The sequence below is a fragment of the Helicobacter bizzozeronii genome, assembly GCF_900196775.1.
Classification (GTDB): Bacteria; Campylobacterota; Campylobacteria; order Campylobacterales; family Helicobacteraceae; genus Helicobacter; species Helicobacter bizzozeronii.
Genome location: NZ_FZLB01000038.1, coordinates 24,486 through 41,689, shown reverse-complemented (window position 1 = coordinate 41,689; position 17,204 = coordinate 24,486). Strand labels below are relative to the sequence as shown.

The following is a 17,204-nucleotide window of genomic DNA, read 5'->3' as shown; positions in this document are numbered from 1 at the left end:
AAAGCCCAAAAATTGTAAGGATTTTGAGGTGGCTGGGATTGACCCACTAGGGGTGGCCACCCCCAACCAGTGAAGTTATGTGGATCAAACATCCTATTTAAAAAAGCTCAAAGACACCAAAGCTGGGGCGATCTTTATCCGCGCGGAGTTTGCCATCAAAGTGCCCGCAAGAAGCCTAGCTCTTATTAGCCCAAACCCCCATTTAGCCTTTGCGCAGGTTTCAGATGCTTTCAAGCGCGCGATGTTTGCCCGCCCCATTGAGCCCCACCCCCCCAAATTGGCTGAGGGCGTGGTTTTAATGCCCGGGGTGGTGCTAGGCGAAGATGTGGAGATTGGCGAGGGGAGCGTTTTAATGGCTAATGTGGTGGTGGGCGATGGAGTCAAAATTGGCGCGCATTGCAAGATTTACCCCAATGTTACCATTTATCAAAATACCCTCATTGGCGACCATGTTCATATCCATGCTAATAGCGTGATTGGGAGCGATGGTTTTGGCTATGCCCACACAGCAGAGGGCAAGCATGTCAAAATCGAGCACACCGGGATCGTGCGCATCGATGACCATGTCGAAATCGGGGCGAACACCACCATCGATCGCGCCGTCTTTGGGGAAACCCACATTAAAGAGGGAGTCAAAATCGATAATTTGGTTCAAATCGGTCATAATTGCGTGCTAGGCGAGCATTCGATCATCGTTTCTCAGGTGGGGCTTTCAGGTTCGACCACGATGGGGCGCAATGTGGTTTTAGGCGGGCAGGTGGGCACGGGGGGGCATATGCACATTGGGGAATTCACCCAAATTGGGGGCAAGGGAGCCGTGGGCAAGGATTTACCCCCCCACACCAATTATGCCGGGGCGATCCCAGCGATGGAAATCCACGAATGGCACCACTTTTTAGCCACGCTTAGGCGTTTTGCCAAAAAGCAAAAACCTAGCCTGATTGACAAGGCTAAGGGCTTGTGGAAACGCTAATGGCAGAACTCACACGCGCCCAAAAAATCAAGTCCATTTTTGCCGCTAGTAGCGGAAATCTAGTCGAGTGGTTTGACTTTTATATCTATGCCTTCAGTGCGGCTTATTTTGCCCATGCCTTCAGCGAGTCCTCCAACCCCATTATCCAGCAAATCCAAGTTTTTGGGATTTTTGCAGCCGGCTTTTTTGTGCGCCCCTTAGGATCGTGGATTTTTGGCTCTCTAGCTGATAAGATTGGGCGCAAACGCTCGATGGTGCTTTCTGTGATCATGATGGCTTTAGGCTCTTTTATGATTGCCGCCCTGCCCAGTAAAGATGTTGTGGGCGATTGGGCGATTTTATTATTGCTCTTAGCGCGCCTCATCCAAGGCTTGAGCGTGGGCGGAGAATATGGCATTGTGGCGACCTATTTAGCCGAACTAGCCACCCCGGGCAAACGCGGGTTTTACTCCTCTTTCCAGTATGTTACCCTCATTGGGGGGCAATTCTTAGCCGTGGCGAGCATTGCTATTTTGCTCTTGTTTTTCAGCGTTGAGCAAATGAGTGCCTATGCGTGGCGGTTTCTCTTTGTGTTGGGCGGGGTGTTGGCACTAGGCTCGCTCTTTATGCGTAAGGTGATGGATGAGAGTTCTAGCAAACTAGAAGAGCACAGCGATCGGGGCACGATCAAGGCGTTGATCCCCCATTGGCGCGCCTTTATCATTGTGATGGTGATCACGGCTGGGGGCTCGCTAGCCTTTTACACCATCACCACTTATGCTAAAACCTTTGTTGAAAATGCTGGGATGGCTAAGAGTACTGTGAATGATATTTTTTTAATGGCATTGGCGATTTTGATGTTGATTCAGCCCCTTTTTGGCTACATTGGGGATAAAATCGGGCACAAACATGCCGTAACGCTCTTTTCAATTTTAGCCTTTGTGGGGATTTATCCGCTCTTTAATCTGCTAAAACACCATGCCCACCAGCCCGGGGTGATCTTTATGGGCGTGGTGAGTTTGTTTGTGATTTTGAGTTTTTACACCTCTGTGGCGGGCATTTTCAAGGCCAAGCTTTTCCCCGAACATGTGCGCGCACTGGGCACGGGCTTTAGTTTTGCCATTGGGAATGCCATTTTTGGGGGCACAGCCCCCTATGTGGCGTTGAAATTTAAAAACGCCCAAATAGAAAATGGCTTTTTTGTCTATGTGGCTGTGATCATGGCTGCTATGTTTGTGGCTTCTTTATGCTTGCCTAAAAAGACAGATTTGGATTAGCTTGGGGTTTAAACGCGGATGCTGGCGTTTCGCGTTCTTGGGCTTCTTTGTGCCCTATTGTTTTCAGGCTGTCTTTCTACCATTGTCAAAAAAAATAGCACCTACCCCACCTACTCCCTAGAGCTCTACAACCCCCTACAAACCCCCATCGCCCAGCCTTACGCAGCCATCTTGGAGCGCGATCGCTCTAAAAGTTTGGGGTTTTTATTACTGGATGGCAAAAGCGCGCTTTTACAACGCATCGCCCTGATCCGCATGGCAACCCATAATATTGACATCCAAACCTACATCTATAAAAACGACATCTCTTCAAGAGTGATGATGTCTGAGCTTTACAAGGCGGCTAATCGGGGCGTGAAAGTGCGCTTGCTCATTGATGATAACGGGCTAGACTCAGATATGTCTGATATTATCATGCTCAACACCCACCCTAATATTGATGTTAAAATCTTTAACCCTTACCGGGTGCGCCATAGGGGTTTGCGCTATTTGGAGATGATTGTCAGCTACGATCGCATCAAAAAGCGCATGCACAATAAATTATTCATCGTGGATAATGTGGCGTTGGTGATTGGGGGGCGTAATATCGCTGATGTCTATTTTGACAATGATTTAGAAGAGAATTTTTTAGACATCGATGCGCTATTCTTGGGCGAAGTGGGTTTAGAGGCTAAAAAGAGTTTTTTAGAGTATTGGAACTACAAAAGCGCGATCCCGGCTAATTTATTACCTAGCCACCACAAACTCAAAAAATACGCCAAAACTTATGCGCGCACCCTCTCTAAAATCCTGCACCCCCCCGATCAACAAAATTACAACCAAGAGGTGCAAGATTTTATCCAAGATTTTATCCACCAAAAAAACACCGCCTACTATGGCACCGCCTCTTTTATTGCCGATAACCCCTCTAAGATCAACGCTCCAGCCCCCTATTCCCCTATCAAGCAAGCCCTTGGCCATATTTTAGCCCACACGACCAACTCCCTTTATATCGCCTCCTCCTATCTCATCCCCGGGCATGCCCTGCTCAAAACCTTTAAAAAAAAACTCCAAGAGGGCTTAGAGCTCAACATTTTAACCAACTCACTATCCTCCACCGATGCGATTGTGGTTTATGGCGCATGGGAGCGTTATGCCAAAAAATTGGTCAAGGCGGGGGCGAATGTCTATGAAACCAAGAACGACTTTTTTAAATATGTCAAATACACCTCTAAGGGCATTAAATACAAAATTAAAGGGCGTTTGAAAAACTCTTTGCACAGCAAGATTCTCATTTTTGATGGGCGTAAAACTTGGATTGGCAGTTTCAACCTAGATGCGCGATCAGCCCAAATCAATACCGAATCGGTGGTGATCTTTGATAATAGCACCTTTGCTACGCACCTACAAAGCTTGATGCAAGAACAAATGCAAGAAAGCTGGCATCTAGTGCTAGAAAAGCGCAAATTACGCCAGCATTTGGTGTGGGAGGGCGTGGAGGGCGGGCAGGTGATCCGCCACACCAAACCCCCCAACACCTCCCCCTTTTTACGCTTCATCAAAAACTGGTCTAAGATTTTGCCCGAAGACGAGTTGTAACCCCAAGCCCAGCTACGCTATAATACCCCTTTTTACAAGGAGTCCCCATGCCCCACGAATACAAAGAAAGAGTGAAAAACCTCATTGCCACATTAGAACAAGATTTATATGAGCGCGAGGAATGCGTGCGTTTGGTATTGCTTGCCATGTTTGCAGGCAAAGCGATCTTTTTATACGGACCGCCCGGCACGGCAAAATCCATGATTGCTAGAAAAGTCAGCCTTGCATTTTAAGATTTGGATTATGCCTGCGCAATGAGCTATTTTAAGCGGTCTAACTCCACACCCATACAATTCTGAATAAAATTCTCATAACTGCCCAGTGGTCTAATATCAATAGAATAAACTCCCTCTTGGATTTTTTCTACCACAACACGATCAAAACCCAAAACTTCCATTCTTTCATAAGTGGCAAGATCCCCTTCTTGCAAGCGTATTTTTCAAATCAAGGCTCAATCCCTATCAAGATCAAGGGCATGGCTGGAGTGTTGCGCCCTTGAGAGATTATAGACTTTGCTTTATAAACGCCATAACTTGGCACTCCCAACCTCTAAGCACAATCTCCCACACATCGGCTGGGTTTTTGACAAGTGCACCTCTCTGGGTTTGATTAATCGCTAGTTAGGCTTTTAACCCAAAGACTTTTTCATGTCAATGACATACCTAAAGCGCGCGTGGGAGTGTGTGAGGTTGTAATAGACCTGATCGATGTCTTTGCCCTCGACTAATTCAATCTCCGGATAAATGCCATGCAGAATGGAAAAATCCATCATCTCTTGGGTTTCTTTGATTCCACCAATCAAAGAGCCATAAACCTTTTTATTGGGCTGTTTGACGACTAAATCGCTGGCGTTGATACTGGGTATTTGGTCATGGGGAGGCAAGCCCACAATGGCTAACTCCCCATTGTAAGCCAAGCAACGCACATAATCCACGAGATTATAGGGGGTGGGGATGGTGGAGATGATGAGATCCAAGTTAGCGCCCTTAGCGTCTTTAACCGCACTATAGTAATGTTTAGCCCCCAAGCTCAAAGCTAACTCTTTTTTGCTCTCATTGCGACCAAAAACGCTCACCTCTGCTCCCATAGCCAATGCGTATTTGAGTGCCATGTGCCCTAGCCCCCCAAAGCCAGCCACGCCCACCTTAGAACCCTCTTTAATCTTAGAAAACTTCAGGGGCGAATAAGTCGTGATGCCCGCACAAAGCAAGGGGGCGATCTTTTCTAAGGGCGCATCGCCAGAGACTCTAATAACATAGTCTTCATCCACCACGATGCAATCAGAATACCCGCCCATGTGGGGCTCATTCTCATGGAAGTAGTCCAAACAATTATAGGTAAAAACCACCTTGCCATTCTCGCAAACCTGTTCTTGGTGTGTTGTGCATGCAACGCACTCCCTACAAGAATTGACAAAACAGCCCACACCCACTTTATCCCCCACTTTAAATTTATGGACCTGAGAGCCCACTTCTTTAACCACGCCGGCAATTTCATGCCCGGGGATCATCGGGTAGATGGATTCCCCCCATTCGCTATAGGCTGCGTGGATGTCGCTATGGCAAATCCCGCAATAATGGATGTCGATCAAGACATCTTTTTCACCCAAAGCATGGCGCGTAAAAGCATGCTCTTGAAATTTTCCATCTTTAGCAAAAATCGCAAAACCCTTTGCTTCAATGCGTTTCATCGCTACTCCTTGTGTTCAAATGAAGGCACCATTCTAGCACCAAAAGATTAAGCGTTAGTATTTTCTCTCACTTTTATAATAATTTTGCTAGAGTGATTGGCTGGACAAGTTCAGCATGGCAAAAATAAATTTACAAAAGGCATGTTAAAATACCCACATGAATGTCTATGTGCGTGAAGTGGATCAAAAATTACTCGAACATTTGCAGAGGGTTTCGCTTTCGATGTTCCGTAAGGGCTTTTTTAGCATTTTTAGGGGCTCTATTTCAGCCCGTCTGAGCCCGACGCGTTTTATCATCAACAAACAAAATGCCGTCTTTGATAGTTTGGACGAAGAATCTTTTATTGTTCTACAAGATAAGCTTGATTACCGCTGGCAAGAATCCAGCATGGACACTCCCATACACGCCAACCTTTACAAATATTTTACAGAAGCACGCTTTATTGCTTATGCCCGCCCCCCCCATGCCATTGCCTATTCGCTCAACCATGAAGACTTAAAGCCTAAGGACTATTTGGGTTACTCCATGCTGGGGAATAAAATTGAGATTTACGATCCCAAAAATTATAAGGATTGGCAAGATCGCGCCCCGGTGGATATTTTGCATTACTTGCAAGAGAGCAAGCGGCGTTTTATTTTCATTAAGGGCTGTGGGATTGTGGTCTATCACCGCGAATTACAAAGTTTGCTCAAAGTCCTCGATCTCATCGAGGGGAGTTGCCAAGTCTTGCAACTTGCCAACATGACAGATTATGAAGCCGATGAGAGGTTTAATGTCTAAAGCGTAGCTTTAGATGAGGGGGGGCGCAAAGCCCACCCAAAAGCGTAGCTTTAGATGAGGGGGGGCGCAAAGCCCACCCAAAAGGTTATGAGGGCAAAGCCCTAGGAAGGGCATAAGCCCCAAAGTGTAAAAAGCACAGATGAGAGGATCACCCCAGCACTTGGCTAGGGCTATTGGCTTAGAGTTGTTTGGCGTGTTCTTTGAGGTATTCAGCCACGCCTTCGTGATTGGCTTTCATGCCTTTATCGCCTTTTTGCCAACCTGCAGGGCAGACTTCGCCATGTTCTTCAAAGAAGATCAAAGCATCAGCCATGCGCAACATTTCATCTACATTGCGCCCTAGGGGGAAGTCGTTGATCACGGCGTGGCGCACTTTTTGGTGTTTGTCAATCAAAAAAGAACCCCTAAGAGCCACGGCATTGTCAAACAGAACATCATAGCTCCTAGAAATGTCTTTTGTAACATCAGCCACCATAGGGAAGCTAACTTGACCAATCCCGCCTTTTTCTACAGGGGTATTTTTCCAAGCAAAATGCACTACCTCTGTATCAGTGGAAACACCAATGACATTGAAGCCCTTTTCGTTGAACTTTTTCACGCGGTGATCAAAGGCGATGATCTCAGAGGGGCACACAAAAGTAAAATCTTTGGGCCAAAAAAACAGCACCGCACCATTGCGCCCCAAGTTTTTGGACAGCTCAAAGTGTTCATCTACTTGGTTGTTGGGCAAAATCGCAGTCGCCTTAAAATCAGGGGCTAACTTCGTAACTAACATAAAAAACTCCTTGTATATACTTTTTGTGGATAGGCATTATAGTCTAACTGGGCTTAAATAACCATCAAGTGCTTTAACATCGGCATTTGGTGTTATAATAGTGCAATCCACGCTCTAAAGGTTGAATTTTGTGCGCCTCTAAAAAGAAACGCCCCACCCCACTCAAGATTTTTTCACGCTCTTTGGTGCAACTATTTGCCCTCATCAATAGACGGGATAAGAAAATTTTGGTGTGGCTAACCTTGATGTCCATTTTCATGTCTGTGATTGAGGTTTTTTCTATCAGTCTCATCATGCCCTTTATCACTCTGGCTAGCGCGCCCAATGTGGTGCTCTCCCACCCCATAGCCCACCAAATCTATGAGACTCTGCACTTTTCTAGCCCACTGCACTTTGCCTTTTTCTTTAGTTTTGCCCTAGTGGGACTTTATCTCTTTAGGTTGGTCTATAGCGTGTTTTTTACCTATATGATCAGCCGTTTTGCCTGCAAGAAAGCCCATATTTTGGCCCAAAGACTCTTCATGCGCCATTTGAAACTCTCTTATTTGGAGCACACGCATGTCCATCTCGATCACATCAAAGACACGATTGGGAACAAAAGTGCGCGTGTGATGGGGAGTTTTAATGCGTTGTTGGGGATTTTGGCAGAACTGAGTATCATGCTCTTTTTATACACGCTTTTACTCATCACCAACTGGAAGATGACTTTGGCATTGAGCTTTATTTTGGCTTTGCAGGTGTTTTTGATCACCCGCTATATGTCTGTTTTTATCCAAAAAAAGGGGCGAGTCTCCACGACCTCAACGGTGCGATCTAATAAAGTGCTCACTAAATTTTTTGGCAATTTCAAAATCACCAAACTTAAAGACAATTACAACGAGGCATATAGTCTTTTTACCGAAAATAGCCTCAAAACTGCACACGCCAATATCACCTACCAAACCTTGCAAATCGTGCCCAATCGGCTCTTGGAAACCATCGGGTTTAGTTTGCTCATCTTGGCTGTGGCGTATGTCCTCTACAAATATGGCGAAGCCCAAATGGTCTTGCCCATCATTTCGATGTATGCGCTGGCTTTGTATCGCATGCTGCCCTCCATTAATAAACTCCTCAACCAATACCACACGATTTTTTACAACCAGCATGCCATTAACAGCGTGTATAAAGACCTGAACAAGCCCATCTTAGAAGAGGGCGATTTACCCTTAGAATTTAACCACGCCATCACGCTTAAAAATATCAGTTTTGGCTACAAGACCAGCCACCCCATTTTACAAAATGTCAATCTCGCCATCTACAAAGGGCAAAAAGTCGCCTTCATTGGTCCTAGTGGGTGTGGTAAATCCACCCTCATAGACATCATCATGGGCATCATCTACCCCAATCAAGGGGAGATTTTGATCGATCAAGAACGCTTAAATGCGGAAAATATCCGCTCTTGGCGGCAAAAAATCGGCTATATCCCCCAAAGCATTTATTTGTTTGATGGGAGCATTGCCGATAATATCGCCTTTGGTTCGCCCTTAGATGAAGAACGGGTAATAGAGGTGTGCAAAATGGCGCATATCTATGATTTTCTATGCCAACACCAAGGCATTGATACCCCAGTGGGCGAGGGGGGGATTAATTTAAGCGGGGGGCAAAAACAACGCATCGGCATTGCGCGCGCGCTCTATGATGACCCGCAAATTTTGGTGCTTGATGAAGCCACCTCTGCTCTAGACACCTCTACAGAAACTAAAATCATGGATGAGATTTACAACATCGCCCATGGTAAAACCCTCTTGGTGATCGCGCACCGCTTAAGCACCATTGAGAGATGCGAGCTTAAAATTGATCTAAGTAAGCCTGCTGGGTGAGGGTGTTTAAGTCCAGCCCTTTAAAAGTTTGGATATAGGCATTAGGCAACAACTCTTTTAGGACTGGATTGTTATAGCCTAAAAAGGGGATTTGATTAGCCCGCGCGCTCTCATAATCACTGGGGCTATCCCCAATTAAAAGCATTTCATAGGGCTTGTAATGGTGGGTTGCGATCAAATTAGCTAAGATTTTCGCCTTTTGGGGCGGACTCCCCTCAATGCTCTTAAAATAGGGTTTTAAACCCAAAAATTCGCATAAAATCTGCAACTCGCTATGCAGGGCTGCTGAAGCGATGTGGAAAGTGTATTTTGAGTCGTTTGTCTTGATAAAATCCAAGACTTCTAAATTTAAATGCTCCCTAGAAAATAAATCTTTAGCGATGATCTGCCCAAATTCCTCCACTAGGGCGTTGATTTGCTCGGGCTTGATGTCTTGCTTTAAAACCTGCTGGTAAAAATAGGCGATTTTATCAAAACGACTCACCCCGCCATTGGCATAATGGTAAGCCTCAAAGGCTTTGAGTGCCTCTGTGTCTGCTTTGGTGTGGCGTTTAAACAATGTCTTAAACCCCTCATATTTTAAATGCATGCTATCAAAGATCACCCCATCAAAATCCCACACCACGACTTTTAACATGCGCTCTCCTTAAATTTTCCCAAATTTGCGTTGTCTTTGCTTGAAAATTTTAATGATCTCTTGTAGGTGTGTGGGCGTAAAATCGGGCCACAGCACGGGGCTAAAAAACAGCTCCGCATAGGAACACTGCCACAGCAAGAAGTTAGACAGACGCATCTCCCCCCCCGTGCGCACCAACAAATCCACATCAGGCATGCCCGCTGTGTCCAAATGCGCGCTAATGAGCTCTTGCATGTTCCCCTCCAATTTTTGGCACACAATCTTAGAACAAGCCCTAGCGATCTCATCTCTAGCCCCGTAATTGAGGGCTAAAACTTGGGTGAGCGCGCTATTTGTGGCGGTGTCTTGCTCGAGGGCTAAAATGGTTTGGCGTAAAGTGGGCGTGAATTTTTGCAAATCCCCAATGGCTTTGAAGCGGATATTATTCTCTAAATATGTGGGGCGTTCCTTGTCTAAATATTCTTGCAACATCTGCATTAAAAAACTCACCTCGCTTTTAGGGCGACTCCAATTTTCGGTCGAAAAGGCGTATAAACTCAAGTAGGCGATGTTATTTTTGGCACACCAAGTCGTGATTTGGCGCAAGGTTGTAATGCCCTGCCTATGCCCTTGTGTGCGTGCTTTGCTCTGTTGTTTAGCCCACCGACCATTGCCATCCATAATGATTGCTAGATGTTTGAGGACATTCATTTAGAACAAGCATCCACCAAATAAGCGATGTGTTGCCAACTCATACCAGTCGATTCGCTCAAGCCAATTTCACAAGTGCTCGAAGAGCAAAACCCCTTTTTTAAGCCCTTTTGGGCATAGAACTTGGCAAAGTCAATGAGGGCATGTTGGTTGAGCTCAGGGCTAATAAACCCCTTGTCCCCCGCAAAGCCACAACAACCCGTTTGGGCATGCACCACCACCTCCCCACCCACACAAGCATGCGCCAAGTTTAACATCTCTTTTTCATAGCCCGCCCTCTTAGCCGCGCACATGGTATAAAGCCCCACGCTCTCAGGGCTGGGTTTGAGTTGCAAGTGGGGCAAGATTTCTTGGGCAATGAAAATCGCCAGATCGTAGATTTTTAAACCCTGATCGCCCAATTCTGCGATTAAATGCGTGCTGCATGCGCTGTGATCTAAGACAATGGGGATTTTACCATTCTGCGAAAGCTCTTTTAACAACTGAGCGTTTTTTTGCGTGTTCTGTGCGCTCAAGTCTGTATAATTGATAAACGCCTTGCCACAGCACAATTTGGCTAGATTTTTAGGGTAGATCACGCTAAATTGCGCCTTAGCACACAAAGACTCAAAGACCTCTTGAATGGAGCGTCTATCTGCCATCATCTTAGAGGGCGCAAAGGCGCGGTTCATGCAGGTCGAAAAATAGATAACGCTTTTTTCCCCATTTTGTCTGTCTTGGAGTTTATAGCGATTTTTGAGCGGTAAATGGGTGGGCACAAGGGGGGTGCCACATTTGGCATGCATGTTCAAGCTCCAATCACGCACCTTTTTAGCCCCTAAGATCACTTGTGCGTTGCGGGCTAGACCTAGACCCCATTTTACCATGCCAATGCTCTTATCCATGTGGGCTAAAATCTGCTTGGCAACACCTTTGCCCTTAGCGTGTTTTTGGCGGCTCTTAAGGGCGATGGTGGCGCTATCAATTTGCACGGGGCACAGAGTCGCACACATATGGCATGCCGCACAAGTTTCATCGCTCAAATAAGCATACCCTTCTAAAAGCTCCTCTAAGAGGGCTTGATCCTCTGTGTGCCCTTGTTTGACACGCTCTTCTAGACGGGTGATCTCGCGGTGCAACACGATTCTTTGGCGGGGGGTCAAGGAAAGATAACGACTAGGACAGATGCGCTCACAGATTCCGCATTCAATACATGATTCAAGCTCGGGTTCTATGGGTGTGTTGGTTTTTAAATTCTTGGTGTGGATGTGGGGGTCTTTGGATAAGATCACATCTGGGTTTAAAATCCCCAATGGATCAAAAAGAGCCTTGATTTTCTCACACAAGGCATAGGCTTTATCCCCCCATTCTAATTTCACAAAGGGGGCGACCATGCGCCCTGTGCCATGTTCGGCTTTGATCGAGCCTTGCAAGGACACCACCATACTGGCTAAATCCTCCATCAATGCGCTAAATTGTGAGCGTTCTGTGGGGTTTTCTAATAGGGGTGTGATTAAAAAATGCAGATTCCCACTGAGCGCATGCCCAAAAATCACGCCATTGTCCTTAAAGCCATGTTGATCTAACAAGCCTTGTAGCTGGATCAAGCCCTCTTGGATGTGATCCATATCAAAGCATAAATCCTCCGTGATCACGCTTGCCCCCGCGCGCCTCCTTTTGGTGATGATGGGGAAAATGCCCTTGCGGATATTCCACCAGCTATTATAAATACTGGGCTGGTCGCTCTGCTGGGTGGGTAAAATCGTGGGGATGTGGGCGATCGCATCTAATACAAAGGCGGTATTCTCCCTTAAAATACCGGCATCTTGATGCTCTAGCTGGACCAAAATACAAGTGGTGTTCTTTTGGACCTGCTCCAAAATCGCTGGCATGCCCTCTAAACCCCGAACACTCACCAAGCACGCATGATCCATCAATTCAGCCGCACTGATCTTGTCGTCATTTTGGGCTAGAATGCGGATGGTCTCAATGGCTCTTGGCAAATCCTCATAGAATAATAGCAAGCACTCTTTAAAGGGCGCATCATCTACGCATTCTAATTCACAAGAGGCGATAAAACCTAGCGTCCCCTCTGAGCCGATGAAAAGATGGCTTAAAATATCAATGGGGTCTTCAAAATCGATCAAGGCATTTAAGCTATAGCCTGTGGTGTTTTTGATTTGGTATTTCTTTTTGATGAGGGCGTGTAAATCGGAGTCTTTGAGCACTTGGGCGCGTAAATCCAGCAGGCTCTGTAATAAATTAGCATGGCTTTGTCTGAATGCCTGCACGCTTGAGGGGCTGGAAGTGTCTAAAAGTGTCCCATCAGCTAGGATCACGCGTAAAGACTTGAGGGTGTTGTAGCTATTATTTTTCACCCCACAGCACATGCCACTAGAATTATTAGCCAAAATCCCCCCCAACATGGCAACATTAATGCTGGCTGGATCAGGACCGATCTTTTTATGCAAGCCCTTTAAGGCTTCATTAGCATACCCCCCAATCACCCCACAAGAAAGGCGGATACTAGAGCTATCGGGTGCAATCTGCATATCCTGCCAACCCAAATGAGTCATCACCAAGACCCCCTCAGAGCACGCCTGCCCGGATAAAGAGCTCCCTGCTGCCCTAAAGGTCAAGGGGATTTGGTAATACCTAGCCAAGCTTAGAATGCGGATGATCTCTATTTCATCTAAGGCTTTGATCACTAATTGGGGGACATAGCGGTAACACGAGGCATCTGTGCCATAGACCAAACGGCGTAAATAATCTGCATAAATGCGATCTTTTAAAAATACCTGCGCATCGCTGTAAAATGCCTCATAAGAACTAGAAAGTGTCAATTTGGATTCCTTTTTAGCCCATTATAGTCTTTTTTGCTCTATTTAAAGAAGTTTAGCTAAAATTCCACAGAAATTGAGGATTTTTCATGACCGATCATTCCCTTGACCATGCCATCACTCTAGACTCCTTTAATCCTAGCGATTATTGCATCATTGACATTCGCGATCACCACTCTTACCAAGAGGGGCATTTAAAGGGCGCGATTCATCTAGACGATCTGCAAGCCATTAAAGATTTTGCCCTGCAACGCCCCGATCAAAAGGTCTTGTTGCAGTGCTGGCATGGGAACACCGCTAGACGCTATGCCGATCTCTTGCATGGAATGGGGCTAGAAAATATTTATTTTCTCAAGGCAAATATCGAGGATTTTAAAGCCCACGGATTAGAGATGCTGGGTGGATGATCGCCCCATCGTGCTGGTGGGCTCTAAACTCCATGCGAGTTTGGGGTTTGAACAACTGGTTGTGAGTGCCATCGAGTATTTGCCCCTAAAGCTTGATCTAGCCCCCATCAAAGCCCTAATTTTCACCTCCAAGCACGCCCCCCTAGCCCTAGAACACCAGTTTAAAAACACCCCCACAGAGTCCACCTTAAAGAGTCTCCCTATCTTTGCCCTAGCCTCTAAGAGTGCACAAGTGGCGCGCGATTTGGGCTTTAATGTGTATTTTGTCGGGCAAAAGGGGGAAGGTTTGGGCTTTGCAACTGAGATCATCCCTCTTTTGCGTGCTTTGTTGCCCCCAAAGAGTTATGCCCTCTATGTGCGCGCACAAACCATTGTTTCTAATTTGGATCAAGCCCTCATCCAAGCACAAATCCCCCTCAAACAATGCACCGCCTACCAAGTAAAACCCCTCAAACTCCCCCCCGAACGCAAGCCCAAGCCCCGCTCCATTTTGATCTTTGGCGCACCCAGCGCCTACAACGCCTTTAGGGCTAATTTTGATTGGGATCGGAGTTACACAGCCATCGCCCTAGGGGAGAGCACCTTAAAAAGCTTTGATCCCCAAATTAATGCCTTTAAAAGCCCCAAACCCACTTTAGAATCCAGCATCGCCTTAGCAAAAACACTTTGAGCTTATGCTAGAATGTAGGCTTTTAAGAAAATGAAAGGTTAATATGAGCTTAGTATTTCTTTGGGCGGCTTTGGGTGGGGCGATTGGGAGCAGTTTGCGTTATCTCGTGGGTAAAATCACACCTTCTAAGTTTTTGATGTGGAATTATTTTCCACTAGGCACTTTTAGTGTGAATTTGATTGGGTGCTTTGTTATTGGTTTTGCCGGGCATTTGGCTGTCAAATCGATCTTGGGGGATAAAATGAGCGTGTTTTTCATTACCGGAGTGTTAGGGGGTTTCACCACCTTTTCTTCCTTTGGGCTAGACACCATTAAATTGCTCCAAAGCCAAGCGGTGATCGAAGCCTTGTTTTATGTTTTTGGGACGAATATTTTGGGCTTTGTTTGCGTGGCTTTGGGCTGGTGGTTGGCTAAGATTTTTGCTTGATCTCTAGGAAGTGGTGGCTAAAGATAATGGTTTGGAGCAAGGTGGCAAAGAAATTAAAAACGGGGATGAGCGAGAACAAATAAGCCACAATCGCAATCTTGTGGTTAGCGATCTTGTAGTCTTTTTGGATGCGCTGGTAATCTTGTTGGTTGAATAGGGAGCTGGCGATGTCAAAGGACATGGTGTTTTTGAAAAAGAAATAATGGGGGACGAGCGAAAAAAAGACCCCGATAAAGGGGATAAAGTAAAGCGGGATACACACCAGCAAGAACATGCACAAATAAGCCAGTTGTTTGAGGAAGTATTGCAAACAAAAGTATAAATCGCCAAAACTCTCTAAAGCCACTTGTGGGTAATATCTTTGTTGCAAGAAACGCAACACAATGGGTGTGTAAAAGAGCGAAAAAAGCACATTGCCAATTAAACTTAAAATCAACACCACCAACACCACTAACACATAAACAAAGGATTTGAATACCAACAAAAATAGTGCTGGCATGAACCCTCCGCTATGGGCATAGTGATACCAGCTAGTGGGTAAAAAACCCTCTAAAATACGGACGATATTCCCCCCAAAGTAAAACAACAAGCTCCCCCAAAAGAGCAATCCGATCAATACGGGCACAATGTTTAAGAGCACCATTTTCCAACTAAAAAAATCTCTCCAGCTCTCGCGGATTGTCTGTAATGGACTTTTCATCTTCTCTCTTTCTTATTTGTTTAAGTTTGGCATGCTATGATAGAAGTTTATTTTACAATAGTTTGGAGAGTTTTATGATTAAAAAAGGCGTTTTGAGCTTGGCGTTAGTGGGTTTTTTGGGGGTAGGTGTTGTGGGTGCCAAAACAACGGGACATACAGAGCAAGCTGAAAAACCTCTAGCCACAATCACTTTTCCAAGTGCCCACACGGGTAAAAAAGGTCATAAGAACAGACACTCTAAACCAGAGGTGGTGGATATCACAACCGATGATTTTGCGGTGATCAAGCGGCGTAACCCCAATTTTGACTTTGACAAGCTCAAGCCCGAGCAAAAAGAGGCGTTGCTCGAACAAGCGATCAATAATCTTTTAATTGAAAAAGAGGCGCGCAAAGAAGGTTTGGAACACACCGAAGAATTCAAAAATAGCATGGCGAGCTACCAAAAGCAGTTGCTTGTAGAGATTTGGGCTAAACACCAAGCAGAGAGCATTGGGCGGGAGCAAATCCCCGAATCGGAGCTTAAGAAGTATTACAACGAAAATAAAGCCCAGTTCGTCCAGCAAGAAGCGCATGCCAGACATATTTTGCTCAAAACAGCGGCAGATGCCAAACGGGTGATCTCTGAGCTCAACAAGGTCCCCAAAAATAAGGTGGAACAGGAATTTATCAGTATCGCCAACAAAGAGTCCAACGATCCTAACACCAAAAATGCCAAAAATGGCGGGGATTTAGGTAAATTCCAAAAAAACCAAATGGCACCCGAGTTTTCTAATGCCGTTTTTGCGCTCCGCCCGGGCAGCTACACACGGACCCCGGTTAAAACCGAATTTGGCTACCATGTGATCTATTTGATCAGCAAGAACGAACCCAAAACACCCACCTATGAGCAGACCAAACAGACCATTATTGGTATCCTCAAGGAACATGAGTTCCAAGAGCATGTGAAAGCCGAGTTAGAGAAGTTACGCAAACAAGTCCAAATCCAAGTCTTTTTGAAAAAATAAGGAGCGTGCATGCTGGTTAAAGGCAGTGAGATTTTAAATAAAGCCCATCAAGAGGGCTATGGTGTGGGGGCGTTTAATTTTGTGAATGTGGAGATGTTGCGTGCCATTTTTGAGGCAGCCAATCAGGCAAAATCCCCTTTAATTGTGCAAGCCAGCGAGGGGGCGATTAAATATTTGGGCATTGACATGGTGCTTGGCATGGTGCATACGATGGTCAAACGCCACCCCCATATCCCCGTGGCTTTACATTTGGATCACGGGACAACCTTTGAGAGCTGTAAAAGGGCAGTGGATGCGGGTTTTACATCTGTGATGATTGATGCCTCCCACCACCCCTACAAAGAAAATTTGGAGCTCACTAAAGAAGTGGTGGATTACGCCCACTCTAAAAATGTGAGCGTGGAGGCAGAACTGGGGCGTTTGATGGGGATTGAGGACAATATTTCCGTAGATGAAAAAGACGCGGTTTTAGTCAATCCCGATGAAGCTGAAGAGTTTGTCAAAATCAGTAAGGTGGATTATTTAGCCCCCGCCATTGGCACAAGCCACGGAGCTTTTAAATTCAAGGGCGAACCTAAGTTGGACTTTGAGAGGCTTGTAGAAGTTAAGAAGCGCACCAATATCCCTCTAGTCTTGCATGGGGCTAGCTCCATCCCTGAGAGCGTGAGCCAAGCTTTCTTAGCCACAGGAGGGGATTTAAAGGGGAGTAAGGGCGTGCCCTATGCGTTTTTACAAGAATCCATCAAGGGGGGGATCAATAAAATCAACATTGACACCGATTTGCGTATCGCCTTCATCGCTCAGGTGCGTAAAGTTGCCAACGAACACCCTAGCGAATTTGACTTGCGTAAGTTTTTCACCCCGGGCATTGAAGCGGTCAAAGAGGTCATTGTGGAGCGCATGCACCTACTGGGTAGTGCCAACAAAATTTAGGAGAG

General features: G+C 45.9%; 17 protein-coding genes and 1 pseudogene. 11 read left to right on the top strand and 7 right to left on the bottom strand.

Features of this window, described 5'->3' with window-relative positions:
* The 4 genes and pseudogenes from lpxD to C5684_RS04940 form a co-directional block, all read left to right on the top strand.
* A pseudogene (gene lpxD, locus C5684_RS04955) lies at positions 1–973 on the top strand (UDP-3-O-(3-hydroxymyristoyl)glucosamine N-acyltransferase); the annotation flags it as partial.
* Positions 973–2,229, top strand: coding sequence for an MFS transporter (locus tag C5684_RS04950; protein WP_041602772.1), 1,257 nt, complete (start codon positions 973–975; stop codon positions 2,227–2,229). The pseudogene lpxD and the gene C5684_RS04950, both read left to right, overlap by 1 nt.
* Before the next feature lie 18 nt (positions 2,230–2,247).
* Positions 2,248–3,807, top strand: coding sequence for a phospholipase D family protein (locus C5684_RS04945; protein WP_104639587.1), 1,560 nt, complete (start codon positions 2,248–2,250; stop codon positions 3,805–3,807).
* Positions 3,808–3,854: 47 nt separating this feature from the next.
* Positions 3,855–4,040, top strand: a complete 186-nt coding sequence (locus tag C5684_RS04940; protein WP_013889677.1) for a hypothetical protein — start codon at positions 3,855–3,857, stop codon at positions 4,038–4,040.
* Between the two features lie 26 nt (positions 4,041–4,066).
* Here C5684_RS04940 and C5684_RS09300 read toward each other — a convergent pair whose 3' ends face one another.
* Positions 4,067–4,237 (bottom strand): hypothetical protein, encoded by a 171-nt coding sequence (locus C5684_RS09300; protein ID WP_162145194.1) that lies wholly within the window; start codon positions 4,235–4,237, stop codon positions 4,067–4,069.
* A gap of 198 nt (positions 4,238–4,435) precedes the next feature.
* Positions 4,436–5,497 carry an NAD(P)-dependent alcohol dehydrogenase gene (locus C5684_RS04935; RefSeq protein WP_104639586.1) on the bottom strand — a complete coding sequence of 354 codons (1,062 nt, stop codon included), beginning with the start codon at positions 5,495–5,497 and terminating at the stop codon, positions 4,436–4,438.
* A gap of 157 nt (positions 5,498–5,654) precedes the next feature.
* On the opposite strand from C5684_RS04935, the gene C5684_RS04930 reads away from it, so the two are divergent.
* The gene (locus tag C5684_RS04930; protein WP_199764495.1) at positions 5,655–6,278 is read left to right on the top strand and encodes a class II aldolase and adducin N-terminal domain-containing protein; all 624 of its coding nucleotides are present in this window, start codon (positions 5,655–5,657) and stop codon (positions 6,276–6,278) included.
* A gap of 178 nt (positions 6,279–6,456) precedes the next feature.
* On the opposite strand, the gene C5684_RS04925 is transcribed toward C5684_RS04930, so the two are convergent.
* Positions 6,457–7,053 carry a peroxiredoxin gene (locus tag C5684_RS04925; protein WP_104639585.1) on the bottom strand — a complete coding sequence of 199 codons (597 nt, stop codon included), beginning with the start codon at positions 7,051–7,053 and terminating at the stop codon, positions 6,457–6,459.
* A 128-nt stretch (positions 7,054–7,181) separates the two neighbouring features.
* Here C5684_RS04925 and C5684_RS04920 point away from each other — a divergent pair, with 128 nt between their 5' ends.
* Positions 7,182–8,912 (top strand): ABC transporter ATP-binding protein/permease, encoded by a 1,731-nt coding sequence (locus C5684_RS04920; protein WP_013889673.1) that lies wholly within the window; start codon positions 7,182–7,184, stop codon positions 8,910–8,912.
* On the opposite strand, the gene C5684_RS04915 is transcribed toward C5684_RS04920, so the two are convergent.
* From C5684_RS04915 to C5684_RS04905, 3 genes are read right to left on the bottom strand one after another with little or no spacing between them, the layout of a single operon-like run.
* Positions 8,881–9,549 carry an HAD family hydrolase gene (locus tag C5684_RS04915; RefSeq protein ID WP_104639584.1) on the bottom strand — a complete coding sequence of 223 codons (669 nt, stop codon included), beginning with the start codon at positions 9,547–9,549 and terminating at the stop codon, positions 8,881–8,883. The two genes, C5684_RS04920 and C5684_RS04915, sit on opposite strands and share 32 nt — an antisense overlap.
* A 9-nt stretch (positions 9,550–9,558) precedes the next feature.
* Positions 9,559–10,239 carry a di-trans,poly-cis-decaprenylcistransferase gene (locus tag C5684_RS04910; protein WP_104639583.1) on the bottom strand — a complete coding sequence of 227 codons (681 nt, stop codon included), beginning with the start codon at positions 10,237–10,239 and terminating at the stop codon, positions 9,559–9,561.
* Positions 10,236–13,061 (bottom strand): FAD-binding and (Fe-S)-binding domain-containing protein, encoded by a 2,826-nt coding sequence (locus C5684_RS04905; RefSeq protein ID WP_104639582.1) that lies wholly within the window; start codon positions 13,059–13,061, stop codon positions 10,236–10,238. Before C5684_RS04905 ends, C5684_RS04910 begins: the two co-directional genes overlap by 4 nt.
* 86 nt (positions 13,062–13,147) lie before the next feature.
* On the opposite strand from C5684_RS04905, the gene C5684_RS04900 reads away from it, so the two are divergent.
* Genes C5684_RS04900 through crcB form a run of 3 tightly spaced genes read left to right on the top strand, consistent with a single transcriptional unit; the run spans position 13,148 to position 14,562 of the window.
* Positions 13,148–13,465, top strand: a complete 318-nt coding sequence (locus tag C5684_RS04900; RefSeq protein ID WP_104639581.1) for a rhodanese-like domain-containing protein — start codon at positions 13,148–13,150, stop codon at positions 13,463–13,465.
* Positions 13,458–14,135: a uroporphyrinogen-III synthase gene (locus C5684_RS04895; protein ID WP_104639580.1), complete on the top strand. Its 678-nt coding sequence runs from the start codon at positions 13,458–13,460 to the stop codon at positions 14,133–14,135. The genes C5684_RS04900 and C5684_RS04895 overlap by 8 nt, the downstream gene beginning before the upstream one ends.
* Before the next feature lie 43 nt (positions 14,136–14,178).
* Complete coding sequence (crcB, locus tag C5684_RS04890) at positions 14,179–14,562, top strand: fluoride efflux transporter CrcB (protein WP_104639579.1); 384 nt, start codon at positions 14,179–14,181, stop codon at positions 14,560–14,562.
* On the opposite strand, the gene C5684_RS04885 is transcribed toward crcB, so the two are convergent.
* Positions 14,546–15,262 carry an EI24 domain-containing protein gene (locus C5684_RS04885; RefSeq protein WP_104639578.1) on the bottom strand — a complete coding sequence of 239 codons (717 nt, stop codon included), beginning with the start codon at positions 15,260–15,262 and terminating at the stop codon, positions 14,546–14,548. The genes crcB and C5684_RS04885 overlap by 17 nt on opposite strands.
* Positions 15,263–15,339: 77 nt before the next feature.
* On the opposite strand from C5684_RS04885, the gene C5684_RS04880 reads away from it, so the two are divergent.
* Positions 15,340–16,266, top strand: coding sequence for a peptidylprolyl isomerase (locus C5684_RS04880; protein WP_104639589.1), 927 nt, complete (start codon positions 15,340–15,342; stop codon positions 16,264–16,266).
* A gap of 9 nt (positions 16,267–16,275) precedes the next feature.
* Positions 16,276–17,199, top strand: a complete 924-nt coding sequence (locus C5684_RS04875; protein ID WP_013889664.1) for a class II fructose-bisphosphate aldolase — start codon at positions 16,276–16,278, stop codon at positions 17,197–17,199.
* Positions 17,200–17,204 lie beyond the last annotated feature (5 nt).

Coding starts and splice junctions, on each gene's coding strand:
- C5684_RS04950 (WP_041602772.1), top strand. CDS start 973: ATGGCAGAACTCACACGCGCCCAAAAAATCAAGTCCATTTTTGCCGCT.
- C5684_RS04945 (WP_104639587.1), top strand. CDS start 2,248: ATGCTGGCGTTTCGCGTTCTTGGGCTTCTTTGTGCCCTATTGTTTTCA.
- C5684_RS04940 (WP_013889677.1), top strand. CDS start 3,855: ATGCCCCACGAATACAAAGAAAGAGTGAAAAACCTCATTGCCACATTA.
- C5684_RS04935 (WP_104639586.1), bottom strand. CDS start 5,497: ATGAAACGCATTGAAGCAAAGGGTTTTGCGATTTTTGCTAAAGATGGA.
- C5684_RS04930 (WP_199764495.1), top strand. CDS start 5,655: ATGAATGTCTATGTGCGTGAAGTGGATCAAAAATTACTCGAACATTTG.
- C5684_RS04925 (WP_104639585.1), bottom strand. CDS start 7,053: ATGTTAGTTACGAAGTTAGCCCCTGATTTTAAGGCGACTGCGATTTTG.
- C5684_RS04915 (WP_104639584.1), bottom strand. CDS start 9,549: ATGTTAAAAGTCGTGGTGTGGGATTTTGATGGGGTGATCTTTGATAGC.
- C5684_RS04910 (WP_104639583.1), bottom strand. CDS start 10,239: ATGAATGTCCTCAAACATCTAGCAATCATTATGGATGGCAATGGTCGG.
- C5684_RS04900 (WP_104639581.1), top strand. CDS start 13,148: ATGACCGATCATTCCCTTGACCATGCCATCACTCTAGACTCCTTTAAT.
- crcB (WP_104639579.1), top strand. CDS start 14,179: ATGAGCTTAGTATTTCTTTGGGCGGCTTTGGGTGGGGCGATTGGGAGC.
- C5684_RS04885 (WP_104639578.1), bottom strand. CDS start 15,262: ATGAAAAGTCCATTACAGACAATCCGCGAGAGCTGGAGAGATTTTTTT.
- C5684_RS04875 (WP_013889664.1), top strand. CDS start 16,276: ATGCTGGTTAAAGGCAGTGAGATTTTAAATAAAGCCCATCAAGAGGGC.